Consider the following 13352-nt stretch of genomic DNA (forward strand, 5'->3'; position numbering starts at 1 on the left):
TTATGTCGACAATTATTATAGACGGCCACTCGGTTGCTTACAGGATATTTTACAAAGTCCCACCTTTGACTAACTCAAAGGGTGAGCCTACCGGGCTAATTCATTCATTTATAAACACGATACTTTCTATCAAAGAAAAATTTAATCCTGAAAAATTATATGTGACATTTGATTCAAAAGGGGAAACAGATAGGCACAAAATGCTTGAGAAATATAAGGCAAACAGACCATCGACCCCTGAGGATTTAATTTTTCAAGTTGAAAAGGTAAAGGAAATTTTACCCCTTTTGGGGATAGATGTCTTTTGTATAGAAGGGATAGAAGCCGATGATATTATTTACACTTTGACTGAAAAGAGTGACGGAGAAGTTTACCTTGTGACAAAAGACAAAGATTTAATGCAGCTTGTAAATTCAAAGGTAAAGCTCCTTGATTATCAAACGGGAAACCTTTTAGATAAGGAAGCGGTAAAAGAAAAGATAGGGGTATATCCGGATAAGATACTTGACTTTCTTGCTCTTTGCGGCGATTCGGCAGATAATATCCCGGGGGTAAAAGGTGTTGGCCCTAAGACTGCTATAAAGCTATTGGAAGAATACGGCTCTCTTGAGGGTGTATATGAAAATGTGGAAAATATTAAAGGTAGTTTAAAGAATAAGCTCACAGAGAATAAAGAGTTAGCATTTTTAAGTAGAGAGCTTGCAAGGCTGAAAGTAATAGATAACATTGAGACTTTAAAGGTTAAGGGTGATATAAAACAGGTATTAAAAGAGCTTGAGTTAAATAGCTTGTATAAAAGAATTTTTAAAACAAGTGACAAAGAAATAAAAAGTAAAGATTTCAGTGAGGGTATTCTTTTCTTTATTGATAACAAGACTTTTCTTTCAAAGCAAAACGAAATTATCGAAAATGCTCAGCCTACCACATCAGTCAAATATGTCTATGATATAAAAAACTTGTACAAACAATCAGCATTTTATACAGATGATGTTTGCGATTTACTCCTTATCTCTTGGCTGAATAACCCTGACAGTGGCGGGCTTGGGATGTCCAAAAATGAATCTGTGAATGATTTTATTGCAAAGGTGAGAAATAGAGTAGCTGAAGAGATTGAAAATCTAAAGAAAAATGAGCTTTATGAAATATATTTCAAGTATGAGCTTCCCCTGACAAAAGTAATTGCCAGGATGGAAAATGCAGGGATAACCCTTGATAGAAAAATACTTGATAGATTGAATGATGAGATACAAACAGAAGCGTTAGCAAAAGAGAAAGAGATTTACTCGCAGATTGGCGAAGAGATAAATATAAATTCACCAAAGCAGCTTCGGGAGGTTTTATTTGATAAACTGAAACTTTCTCCCTTTAAGAAGACAAAGACAGGTTTTTCCACGGATGAAGAGTCATTGAGAAATATGGTGATTGTGAATCAGCATAGCAAAAAACTGCTTGAAAATATCATAGAATACAGAGAGCTTACTAAGCTTTTAAATACATACATCACAAAATTGCCGGAGTATATAGATAAAGATACAGGCAGAATATATTCAGAATTTAAACAGACAGGCACAGCTACCGGTAGATTTTCTTCCAATAATCCAAATTTACAAAATATCCCTTTGAAAGGGAAGTGGGGGAAGAAAATTAGGTCTGCCTTTGTAGCAAGCGAGGGGAAGAAATTTATATCTTTTGACTATTCTCAGATAGAGCTGAGGTTTTTGGCACATTTTTCTCAAGATGAAACCCTGTTAAGTGCATTTAAAAATAACCTTGATATACATAAGATTACAGGCTCAAAAATCTTTAAACTCCCCGAAGAGAAGATTGAGGGGGATTTGAGGAGAATAGCAAAAGCTGTCAATTTTGGGATACTTTATGGTTTAAGCCCTTTCGGTCTTGCCAGAGATACAGGAGTATCAAATGCAGATGCTAAAGAGTTTATAGAGACATATTTTAAGACCTACCCAAAGGTGAAAAGATACATTGAACAGGTGGTAAATGAGGCGAGAAAGCAGGGATTTGTAAAGACGATTCTCGGAAGAAAAAGATTCTTCCCCGAAATAAACAGCAAAAATCCCGTTTTAAGAAACAGGTCAGAAAGGATGGCTCTTAACTCTATTTTGCAGGGCTCTGCCGCTGATGTGATAAAACTTTCGATGTTAAAGAGTGATGAATATGTCCGAGATATCGATGCTGATATTGTGTTGCAGATACATGATGAGTTAGTCTTTGAGGTAGATGAAAATATTGCTTTACAGGTAGAAAATAAGGTAAAATATATTATGGAAAATGTGTTAAGTCTTGATGTAAAGCTTGAGGTAAATAGCTCTACCGCTTCAAATTTAGGGGAGGCTAAATAATGAGCAGATTAAATACAATCTTAAAGGAAAATTCCGAGCTAAAAAATGAGCTTGAGGGGATAATCGGACTTATCAGGGAAAATGAAGTCAAGCATCAGGGGTTTAAAATTGTAGAATATGCCTTTTTGATGTCTCGAAAACTTTCAGATATTGAAGAAAGGCCTCTCAGTTACTTAAAAGAGATTTTTTCTCTTGATAAAATATATCTGTGTATAAACAAAGATATTTTTAATTTTGAAGATTTTGACAACACGCAGGAGTATCAACACATTAAGTTTTACAATACAAACGTATTTAAGTATTTCTTTCTTAAAAAAAGACCGTATATCGGTAGCAATAAGGTAAATTTGATTAGTGAGTTTGACCTTTATCCTGAGATGGGCTCATATCTCATTAGCCCTATTTTTGAAAATGATAAGCTTGTGGGTAGTCTGAATATTTATAGCAAATCTACTGACAGATTTTCCGATGATTTTTCAGGAACCGTGAGTTTTGATTTTATAAAGGAGCTTTCTTTTAAGGCAGGGATTTCTCTTAGAAAAATTTACGATAGTGAATTTATCAGGATGAAATCAAAAATAGATGATTTGACTGGCTGCTACAATAAAAACGGACTATATGAAAATCTTGAAATATTTTTAAACAGGCATAGGAGATATGCACAACCTTTTTTCTTTATAATGTTTGACCTTGATAATTTTAAAATCGTAAATGACACGTTGGGACATCTTGTAGGGGATGAGTTTTTGCGAAGAGTTGGCAAAGGGCTTAAGGAAAAGTTTAGAAAGAGCGACATAATCGGCAGGTTTGGAGGGGATGAATTTTTTATGCTTATCCCTAAAAAAGGTGCGGATGAAGCTAAGATAATACACAGTAAGGTAACCGATTTACTGGAAGACTTGTCAAATGAGTTTGATTTGGAAAAGCTTGTAACAGCAAGTGCAGGATGCGTGGAGATGGGAGCGGAGAAAGAGCCTATCCCTCTTGTAGATTTGATAAAGCTTGCTGATGATATGCTTTATAAAAGCAAAAAAGAGTCTAAAGGTTCGATTAGCATTGCATAGATTTCTATGAAAGAGTTGAGCCCGGAGTTGTCAAAACTGATTTTTAATAATGTTTACAATGGTATTTACCTCGTAGATAGTCAAGGTAAGACCCTCTGGGTGAATAAGGCTTTTGAAGAGATGTCAGGATTTTCCTTAAACGAACTTGAGGGGAAGACACTCTATGACCTTGTCAATGTATATAAATATTTTAGCGGCTCTGCAAGTATCCTTGTCCTTGAAAATAAAAAACCTGCTACCGTCACTTACAGGACAAGCAAAGGCAAAAATTTTCTTGTAAAAGGGAAACCGATATTTGATGATAATGGCAACCTCAAGTATGTTGTAAATACAATATGGGATTTGACCGTAATTAACTATACTGATGTAGTGGACAAAGACACATTGAGGGAATTCAAACTTCAAGAGTCGGATATCATTACCACAAGCAGCAGTATGAATAGTGTTATTGATATGGCAATGAAAGTTGCTCCCACCGATGCGAATATCCTTATAACTGGTGAATCAGGTGTAGGTAAAAGCCTTCTTGCAGGTCTGATTCATAAGATGAGTGATCGAAAAAATGGCAAATTTCTTAAAATAAATTGTGCGTCAATCCCTGAAACATTGTTGGAATCAGAGTTATTTGGTTATGAATCGGGTGCATTTACCGGCGCAAATACAAGGGGTAAAATGGGATTAGTAGAGGCAGCAGAAGGGGGGACAATTTTTTTGGATGAGATTTCCGAGCTCTCATTGAATGTTCAGGCAAAAGTTTTGACACTTATTCAGGAAAAAGAGTTTGTGAAAGTAGGAGGCACAAAGTCGATAAAGAGCAATGTGAGGATAATTGCTGCTACCAATAAAAATCTTTACACACTTGTCAATGAAGGGCGTTTTAGGGAAGATTTATATTACAGATTAAACGTTATTCCGATAAATATTCCGCCCCTAAGGGAAAGGTTGGATGATATCCCCATTTTGTGCGAATATTTTTTGAAAAAGTTTAATGAAAAGTATAATAGTTACAAATATATTTCCGATAGTGTGATTGAGTATTTCAAGACGTATAATTGGCGGGGCAATGTGAGGGAGCTTGAAAATACCATAGAGCGGCTTGTGGTTACCACAAAGTCAAATAATATTACCCTTTCAGACCTTAACCAGCTCTTTGACGAAGATTTTAGTGGCAACAAGTTAAATTTTGACGAACAGATTGCACTGTTTGAAAAAAATATCTTGCTGAAAGCTAAGAAAAAATTTGGCTCTACAAGACAGATAGCCAAACATTTAAACCTTTCTCAGACAAAAGTGGTCAGGCTTTTGAAAAAACACAAAATTGTATGAGTCGAATATAACTCACTTGAATTGTTTATAACTCATTTATTTTCTTTAAATGTCTGCATGTTGAGTTGAATATAATTCAGGCAGTCTTACATGTATTTGTAACTTATTAATAGTTAGAGTTAAAAATTTTATTGATATAGGCATACAAATTGCAACAATGTATTATCAAATAAAAATGGGGGTATGTTTATGAAAAATGTTTACATTGTAGAAGCTTTAAGGACACCTTTTGGTTCATATGGCGGAAGTTTGGCAGATGTCCATGTTGCAGATTTGGGGGCAACTGTAATCAAAGGGCTTGTGGAAAAAACAGGGATTGATGTTGATGCTATTGATGAAGTTATTTTAGGGCAAGTACTTATGGGTGGCAGCGGACAGGCACCTGCAAGGCAGGCGATGAGAAAGGCTGGATTAAAAGATAAGACTCACGCAATGACAATTAATAAAGTATGTGGAAGCGGTATGAAAGCAATTATGCTTGCTGCGCAGTCAATAATGCTTGGTGATAGCGAAGTAGCTATTGCAGGCGGTATGGAAAATATGTCAAATACACCTTATGCACTTGATAAGGCAAGATTTGGTTACAGAATGGGCAATGGCAATATCCTCGATTTAATGATTTTTGATGCCCTCCTTGACCCTTATTCCGGCAGACATATGGGTGAGATTACTGAAGAAAGTATAGCAAAAAACAATGTTTCAAGGCAGGAGCAGGATGAATACGCTATAAGGTCATACACTTTGTCCCAAAAGGCTGTTGAAGGTGGTAGATTTGATGTGGAAATCGTCCCTGTAGTTAAACAAAGTAAAAAGGGTGAAATAGTTGTAAACAGAGATGAAGAGCCTTTTAAAGGGGATATATCAAAACTACCAAATTTGCGTCCGGTATTTAAAAAGGATGGCACTATTACTGCCGGCAATGCCTCCACGATAAATGACGGTGCTGCAGCTGTGCTTCTTGCTTCAGAAGATGCCGTTAAAAAATATGGTTTAAAGCCAAAGGCAAAATTGGTTGCTTATTCTACAAACAGTATCCATCCTAATGATTTTGGCGAGGCTCCGGTAGGTGCTATTGAAAAAATCTGGGCTAAAACGGGACTTTCAAAGGACGATATCGGACTTTACGAAATAAACGAGGCATTTGCCGCTGTACCACTTTTTGCAATCAAAAAACTTGGACTTGATATAAATAAAGTGAATGTGAACGGAGGGGCAGTTTCTATCGGGCATCCTGTTGGAGCAAGCGGTGGTAGACTTGTGGTAACAGTATTAAATGAGATGCAACTTAGAAAAGAGAAATACGGTCTTGCTACCCTTTGTATCGGTGGCGGTGAAGCTGTGGCAGTATTGCTTGAGCTACTTTAAGAGAGGTGACTAATGGCTAATAAAGTTTACGAATCAGTAGAAAAGGCGTTAGAAGGTGTTTTAAAAGACGGGATGACAATTGCTGCAGGTGGATTTGGCCTTTGTGGTATCCCTGAAAAATTGATTCTTGCAATAAGGGACAGCGGAGTAAAAGATTTGACTTTTGTTAGCAACAATGCAGGTGTGGATAATTTTGGTCTTGGTCTGCTTTTACAAACAAGACAAGTGAAGAAGATGATCTCTTCTTATGTGGGAGAAAACAAAATATTTGAACAGCAATATTTAAACGGAGAGCTTGAGCTTGAGCTTACCCCTCAGGGGACTTTAGCTGAAAAGCTCAGAGCCGGAGGTGCAGGCATCCCTGCGTTTTACACAAGGACAGGCTACGGCACAATTTTGACTAAAGATAAAGAGATAAAGGTATTTAACGGAAAAGAGTATGTTTTAGAAGAAAGTATTGTGGCTGATCTTTCAATAGTCAAAGGGTGGAAGGCTGACAAGGCAGGCAATGTAATGTTTAGAATGACAGCCAATAATTTTAATGAGGCCTGTGCTAAAGCGGGGAAATTAACAATTGTTGAAGTTGAAGAGATTGTTGAAACAGGTGAGCTTGACCCTCACTGCATTCATTTACCGGGGATTTATGTAGATAGACTTGTACTTGGTACAAATTACGAAAAGCCTATTGAGCAAAGGACTGTAAATACAGGTACAATCAGTGCAAAAGGGTTTAATGAGCAAAAAGAGTGGATGGCAAAAAGGATTGTAAAAGAGCTAAGGGACGGATATTATGTAAATTTAGGTATAGGTATGCCTACACTTGTGGCAAACTTTGTCCCTGAAGATATCAATATTATTCTTCATTCTGAAAACGGGCTACTCGGTATCGGGCCATTCCCTACAGAGGAAGAGGTGGATGCTGACCTTATAAATGCAGGTAAGCAAACTGTTACCTATATTAAAGGTGCTAGTTTCTTCGACTCATCAGAATCATTTGCCATGATTAGGGGCGGTCACCTTGATTTGTCCGTTTTGGGCGGTATGCAGGTAAGCAAATATGGAGATTTGGCAAATTGGGTAATTCCGGGGAAAATGGTCAAAGGTCCCGGCGGTGCAATGGATTTGGTGTCAGGGGTGAAAAAACTTATTGTTATGATGGAGCATACTGCAAAAGATGGAAGTCCTAAAATACTCAATGACTGCACTCTGCCTATCACGGGCAAAAATGTAGTAGACATGATTGTTACCGAAAAAGGTGTATTTACTGTTGATAAGGATGAAGGGCTTACACTTATTGAAATATCGCCATTCTCAAACCTTGAGGATATAAAAGCAACGACTGGTTGCGACTTTAAAGTAGCAGATAATTTAAAGTAATTTTTTAACACAACAGGCGGCCATTGCGGTCGCCTGATTCTTATAAACCGAAATTGTATGATATATGACAAATATCTGTTGCAAGCAATAGGTTTGTTTATTTTTATTAATTAAGCTCAGTGAGAAATTGAGCGAAGGATGGGTATTGTGAAAGAATTAGGTAGCCTATTGTAACTTATTACATAGCCCGACATTTATTTACCTGCAAAAAAACGTATCCTTCTCTTGGTGTCAGGGATGGTATTTTAACTTAATACTTAGCACTTAGTACTTAGTACTTAACACTTATCACTAATTCTTAATTTTTCCCGCCCATAAATTGTTTCATCATCTGCTGAATCTCTTCTTGACTTGGCTGATTGTTATCCCCCTTTTGACTGTCCGGCCCGCTCATCACCTCCCTGTAAGATTTTATAGGATAATTGGGCAGTTTAAACTCAGAGTCGCTAATTTTTATATTAAACTGTACTTTTTTTGCGACTTCTACCCTTTTTACCCCCATCACTTCTGCTTTACTTTTAAGAGGTATCCCTTTATAAATCCAAATTATTGCCTGTTCATATTGCCAGATATCACAAGGGTATCCGAGCACCTTTTCATGCCCTACTTTTTTAGCTTTGTTCGACTTCAAAAAGCTTTTTAAATCTTTGTATTCTTCGCTCATCTTTTGCATTTCATTTATGTTTGCCTTGATAATAATATTTTCATCAAAATCTACGGTGTAGACTATATCTTTGTCATATTTTGACATCTCTTTGGTAATATTTTGCCTGCCCATTGTGGTTGATTTTGTCTCTGACTTTTGCAGCTCAAGCTCACCGAAATCTTTAAAAATAAGTGTGGACGCCCCTTCTTCTTTTATCTGCATCCCATAAACATTTCCTGTGGCAGAGATGGCGTATTCTATAATACCTGATTCTACATCATACCTTTTTTCTTTGGCAACTCCGGGAAAAGTTAGTCCATAAAGGAAAATTGTGATAACTGAAATAATTTTTAAAGTTTTCATGACATATCTCCTTGGGATAGGATAATAAATTATAGCACAAATATTTAAAACTTGCTTTGTAGGATTAGGATTAAGTGCTTAAATTTTATCGGGTATGTGAAAATGTAAAATTTTTCTAAAGTTTTTCGCACCTTGTTCGATTAGGTAGTCAGAAAGCTAAATAGGAAAAGGTACTGAGACAATCGGGCCGATGTGGTTTTAAACCATGTCGGCCCTTTTTGTTTTCTAAAGAAAATTGGGCAAGGAGGTGAGAAGAAAAGTTAGCACGTAGGAACTTTAGAAAGTTGGAACGTTAGAACGTTGAAACATTTAACGTAGAACCTTGAACGTAGAACGTTGAACGTTTAACTAACAAAAGGCAAGGATGCCAAAATTAAAAAACACATGGAGGTAAGTTATGGCACTTACAATTTACAACAATATTTCTTCGTTAACATCTCAAAGATATTTGGGGCAAACAAATTCAGCAACAGCTAAGACATTGGAAAAACTTTCTTCAGGTCTTAGGATTAACCACGCAAGTGACGATGCATCAGGGCTTGCAATTTCTGAAAAATTAAGAGGACAAATCAGCGGTCTTAAAAGAGCAAGTATGAATGCTCAAGACGGTATATCAATGCTGCAGACCGGTGAAGGTGCTTTGCAAGAAGTACAAAACATCATCCAAAGGATGAGAGAATTGGCAGTACAAGCTGCAAACGGCACATACACATCAAACGACCGTAAAGAGATTCAAAAAGAGGTAGACCAACTAAAAGATGAAATTAACCGTATATCATCTTCTACAGAATTTAACACTAAGAAGTTATTAAACGGTGATGCTACAGCACTATGGTCATCAAGCAGCAATAAAATCGATGCTTTAGTTAAAAGTTCAGTAGCTGAAGGTAACTACAAGCTTAGCATTGCGGCAAACCCAGGTACTAATTATGTATATAAAACAGATATTATGACATTAAAAGATGGAGCTTATGCTGCTGAAATTATTGATAATGATGTTTCAGCAAGAAGTATAAAAAATGTTAGTGGACTAAATAGTACTATTAATGATAGTAGTAAAAGCTACAAACTAACTTTTTCTAATGCGGACTTATCTACTACAGATGTTGGTAGTGCTGTAGGGACATATTTAGTAGATTCAACAGTAAATGGAGCAAGTTCATTAAATTTAACAAGCGTAACTATTACTGCAACTGGCACATCAGGCTATCTTGAAATTGAGATGGCTCAAGGTTGGACAGCGGGTGGAGCTAATATTTCCGATGTAGGTAAGGCAAGATTTATTAATGCTATTACAGGAGATGTCACAGAGTGGACTAGTGTTAGCTATAGTGGTGGTAGTCACTCAATAGTTATTAACAATATAGATGGAAGTATTGATATTACACTTTCAGCTGCTGATTCTCTTAAATTTAGTGAAGGTGACAAAAAACTATTTTGGGTAACTGATGGAAGTACTGATGCTACAGCGGCTGCTAACAGTTATGTCACTTTTACTGATTCGTATGGTAAAACTGCAGAATTTGAGCTTGCCAATATTGTAAGTAGCTCTGAATACAAACAAAATACTCTTTATACTGCTGAAATAAATACTGCAAATGGCAGCGTAAACTTAGGTAGCTTTACGTTTGAAATGGGTAAATTAAGTGCTGCTTTAGCAGGTGATTTAAAATTTGATGTTGCAGGCCCAGGGGATAGAGCTACGACATCTACCAAGCTTTCTGACATTGCAAGATTTGTAACAGCAGATGGAAGAAATATCTTTGATAATACTCAAGAGCTTACAATTTTTGGTAATGGTAAGCAGACAACTATCTTTTTAGAAGGTAGCGATACTGTAGCTGACTTTGAGCAAAAACTTACTGATGCTTTAGTTAACGAGCTTGGTGTTGGCAGTGATACTAGTACAGTAAATAATCACCTTGTAGATTATGTTAAATCAGTAAGCAATTCAAACTCTAATCAAGCAGTAGCAGGTACATTTGTAATTCAAACAGCCCTGCTTGGTGATGATAGTAAATTGTCATTTATCGGAGACCAGGCACTTATTGATGGACTTTCACTTGCTACAATTCAAGAAGGTGAAAATTCAGAGTTAACAATTTCCGTAACAAATGCACATACAGGTGAAGAAATTGGAAGTGACACAGTTAACGATTATACTTTAAAAGGAGTTATTTCAGGTGTTGATGTTAAGGTAGATAGCTCTTTAGGTGTAGACGTAGCGGATTCTAATGATGATGGCAAATTAGAGTTTAGTGCTGCAAGTAATACGAACGTGTTCCTTCACGTGGTTGACAACTCTACAGACCTTCAGATTGGTGCAAATGAAGGACAGGCAATTAATGTAAGTATTGCTCAGATTGATACAAAATCTCTTGGACTTGAAGATGTGCTGATGGTTGACCAATCTTCAGCTCAAAAAGCTATTACAAAGCTTGACAAGGCTCTTGAATTTGTATCAAGCACAAGGGCTACAATAGGTGCTCAGATTAACAGGCTTGAAAGTGCAATATCAAACCTTGATACTGCAAGAGAAAACTTAACTGCTTCTGAGTCAAGGATTCGTGACCTTGATATGGCTGAAGAGATGGCTAAATTTACAAGGAACCAAATCCTTTCTCAAGCTGGTACTGCAATGCTTGCACAAGCCAATCAGTTGCCACAGATGGCTTTACAACTTCTTCAGTAAACTGGCGGTAACAAAATTTAAGGGCAGGGTCATCCCTGCTCTAAACTAAAAAGGCGGTGATTAAAATGTTGGATACTATAAGAAATGTCACAGCTCATCAGGTGGAGCAGGCATCAAAACCTATTGATGCGGCTTCAAAAGATATGGCTAAGCAACAGACTCAGCAGGTTGTGGCAGAAAAAAGGCAACCCTCAGAGGAGCAGGTAAAGTCTGCCGTTGAGGACCTTAACAAAACACTGCAAAATTTGAATATAAAACGCCAGTTTGTCGTAGACAAAGAAGTTGACAAAGTGATTGTGAAGGTGATTGACAGCGACGAAAAAGAGGTAATTAGGCAGATACCTTCTGAGGAAGCATTAAAATTGTCAAAAAATGTCAGGGAGATGATTGGTCTCTTGTTTGACAGCAAATCTTAAAATATTCGCCGGGGCAACCCGGCTTTTTAATTAGTATTAAGTACTAAGTGCTAAGTGTTAAGTCAAAAGCAACATTGAACGTAGAACTTAGAACGTAGAACATAGAACGTAGAACTTAGAACGTAGAACGTTGAACATTAAACCTACACCTTTTCCCATTCAAAATTAGTAATATTCTTTTCCTCAGAGCTAAATTCAATACCTATAAGATAAATTTGTTTGCCCTCATTTAAATATTTCTCAGAATATTTTCTTTCTTTGATTTGATTTAACGCCTCACCTTTTTTGCCATCAACTTTAAATTCAAAAATATAAACCTTATCTTCCACAAAAAGTGTCAAATCTATCCTGCCCTTATTCGTAACATCTTCGCCAACAATTCTGAAGCCAAGTGATGCAAGGTATGAATAAATTACACTTGCATAAAAACCTTCATGTAACTTCATCTCATTATTTGTAAAATTATAATATGGTATTGAAGCAAACAGAGAAATTAAATTATCTCTTACTATATTTAAATCTGCATTAAACAAGGCTTTAAAAGTAAGATTTTGATTTGACGGGGACTCTTTATAATGGAAAAGATAACGAAGGATGTAATCATTTAAAGATATCTGTACTTCTAAATTTGGCACTCTTAATCTATATTCTATTGACCTGCCTGTATCAATCACCTCTTGAATTGTCAAATAACCTGATTGGTAAAGTATTACTTCCAAATCAATATTTTCAACATCAAAGCTTGAAAGTATCTTTTTATCTACAACCAGATTAGTTAAATTAGGTAAAAAATAATCTTTCCCTTTTATGAGTTTAATCAAAAAAGATGGCGTGCCACTTTCAAACCAATAATTGTCAAATACAAATTCATTGCTGATAAACTGTAAAATGTCAAAGGGATTATAAACATTATCCTTGAGAAAGTTATAGCCGTTATACCATCTTTTTACCTTTTCCATATCTACGTTTTCAAAGTAAGGTCTAAAAGTTGTCTCGATGTCATTTTGAGTATAGCCGCAGATATTTCCAAACTTGGGATTTAGAGAGATATCAGTTAGCATATTAAGCCCGCTAAAGATAGATGCCTTGGAAAATTTACTTACCCCTGTCAAAAATGCAAATTTGATATGGGCATCTACACCTTTTAAAACAGAATACAATCCTTTTAGATATTCCCGATGCTCTTTTGCTTGCTCAATATTATCCAATACATCGAGAATAGGTTTATCATATTCATCTATCAACACGACCACTTTTTGATTGTATTTTTCTGATGCCTGGGTAATTAATCTTCTAAAACAGATAACCAAATCCAAATCATCGTCACATTCTATACCAAGTCTTCTTTGATTTTCTAACAAAGTTTCTCTAAGAGTCGACTCCAAGTCTTTTATTGTCCTATTTTTACCATCCCAACTTATTTTAATCACTGGGTATTTTTCATCCCAGTTCCATTTATCGTAAATATAAAGACCTTCAAAAAGCTTTTTATTCCCTTCAAATAATTCTTTTAATGTATCAAGAAAAAGGGACTTACCAAATCTGCGGGGACGGGAAAGGAAAACATAAGAGTAGTTTTCTATTAATTCTAATACCTCTTTTGTTTTGTCAACATAAATGTAGTCGCCTTCAATTATTTTACTAAAAGTTTGGATACCTATTGGAAGCTTTTTTAATGTTTGCATAGTTGTCTCCGCAGTGAGTATACTCTTTCACAAAATATAGGCGAAAATGAAGGATTAG

General features: G+C 36.1%; 9 protein-coding genes. 7 read left to right on the top strand and 2 right to left on the bottom strand.

The window, feature by feature from the left end:
* The first annotated feature begins 2 nt into the window (after positions 1-2).
* The 5 genes from LF845_RS07405 to LF845_RS07425 all read left to right on the top strand — a co-directional run bounded on the left by LF845_RS07405 (position 3) and on the right by LF845_RS07425 (position 7492).
* Positions 3-2360 (top strand): DNA polymerase I, encoded by a 2358-nt coding sequence (locus LF845_RS07405; RefSeq protein WP_242820374.1) that lies wholly within the window; start codon positions 3-5, stop codon positions 2358-2360.
* On the top strand, positions 2360-3424 hold the full coding sequence (locus LF845_RS07410; protein WP_242820375.1) for a GGDEF domain-containing protein: 1065 nt from the start codon (positions 2360-2362) through the stop codon (positions 3422-3424). The genes LF845_RS07405 and LF845_RS07410 overlap by 1 nt, the downstream gene beginning before the upstream one ends.
* Before the next feature lie 6 nt (positions 3425-3430).
* Positions 3431-4750, top strand: a complete 1320-nt coding sequence (locus LF845_RS07415; RefSeq protein ID WP_242820376.1) for a sigma-54 interaction domain-containing protein — start codon at positions 3431-3433, stop codon at positions 4748-4750.
* Positions 4751-4939: 189 nt separating this feature from the next.
* A complete protein-coding gene (locus LF845_RS07420; RefSeq protein ID WP_242820377.1) occupies positions 4940-6115 on the top strand; it encodes a thiolase family protein in 1176 nt (391 codons plus the stop codon).
* 12 nt (positions 6116-6127) lie between these two features.
* Positions 6128-7492, top strand: coding sequence for a 3-oxoacid CoA-transferase (locus LF845_RS07425; RefSeq protein WP_242820378.1), 1365 nt, complete (start codon positions 6128-6130; stop codon positions 7490-7492).
* A gap of 298 nt (positions 7493-7790) precedes the next feature.
* Here the strand turns inward: LF845_RS07425 and LF845_RS07430 are convergent, their stop codons facing one another.
* Positions 7791-8501 (bottom strand): DUF4412 domain-containing protein, encoded by a 711-nt coding sequence (locus LF845_RS07430; RefSeq protein ID WP_242820379.1) that lies wholly within the window; start codon positions 8499-8501, stop codon positions 7791-7793.
* A gap of 397 nt (positions 8502-8898) precedes the next feature.
* On the opposite strand from LF845_RS07430, the gene LF845_RS07435 reads away from it, so the two are divergent.
* Positions 8899-11193 (top strand): flagellin N-terminal helical domain-containing protein, encoded by a 2295-nt coding sequence (locus LF845_RS07435; RefSeq protein WP_242820380.1) that lies wholly within the window; start codon positions 8899-8901, stop codon positions 11191-11193.
* Between the two features lie 65 nt (positions 11194-11258).
* Positions 11259-11609: a flagellar protein FlaG gene (locus LF845_RS07440; protein WP_242820381.1), complete on the top strand. Its 351-nt coding sequence runs from the start codon at positions 11259-11261 to the stop codon at positions 11607-11609.
* 143 nt (positions 11610-11752) lie between these two features.
* Here LF845_RS07440 and LF845_RS07445 read toward each other — a convergent pair whose 3' ends face one another.
* Positions 11753-13294, bottom strand: coding sequence for an ATP-binding protein (locus LF845_RS07445; RefSeq protein WP_242820382.1), 1542 nt, complete (start codon positions 13292-13294; stop codon positions 11753-11755).
* Between the last annotated feature and the right edge of the window lie 58 nt (positions 13295-13352).

This window comes from Deferrivibrio essentukiensis (assembly GCF_020480685.1).
Lineage (GTDB): Bacteria > Chrysiogenota > Deferribacteres > Deferribacterales > Deferrivibrionaceae > Deferrivibrio > Deferrivibrio essentukiensis.

Coding starts and splice junctions, on each gene's coding strand:
- LF845_RS07405 (WP_242820374.1), top strand. CDS start 3: ATGTCGACAATTATTATAGACGGCCACTCGGTTGCTTACAGGATATTT.
- LF845_RS07410 (WP_242820375.1), top strand. CDS start 2,360: ATGAGCAGATTAAATACAATCTTAAAGGAAAATTCCGAGCTAAAAAAT.
- LF845_RS07415 (WP_242820376.1), top strand. CDS start 3,431: ATGAAAGAGTTGAGCCCGGAGTTGTCAAAACTGATTTTTAATAATGTT.
- LF845_RS07420 (WP_242820377.1), top strand. CDS start 4,940: ATGAAAAATGTTTACATTGTAGAAGCTTTAAGGACACCTTTTGGTTCA.
- LF845_RS07425 (WP_242820378.1), top strand. CDS start 6,128: ATGGCTAATAAAGTTTACGAATCAGTAGAAAAGGCGTTAGAAGGTGTT.
- LF845_RS07430 (WP_242820379.1), bottom strand. CDS start 8,501: ATGAAAACTTTAAAAATTATTTCAGTTATCACAATTTTCCTTTATGGA.
- LF845_RS07435 (WP_242820380.1), top strand. CDS start 8,899: ATGGCACTTACAATTTACAACAATATTTCTTCGTTAACATCTCAAAGA.
- LF845_RS07440 (WP_242820381.1), top strand. CDS start 11,259: ATGTTGGATACTATAAGAAATGTCACAGCTCATCAGGTGGAGCAGGCA.
- LF845_RS07445 (WP_242820382.1), bottom strand. CDS start 13,294: ATGCAAACATTAAAAAAGCTTCCAATAGGTATCCAAACTTTTAGTAAA.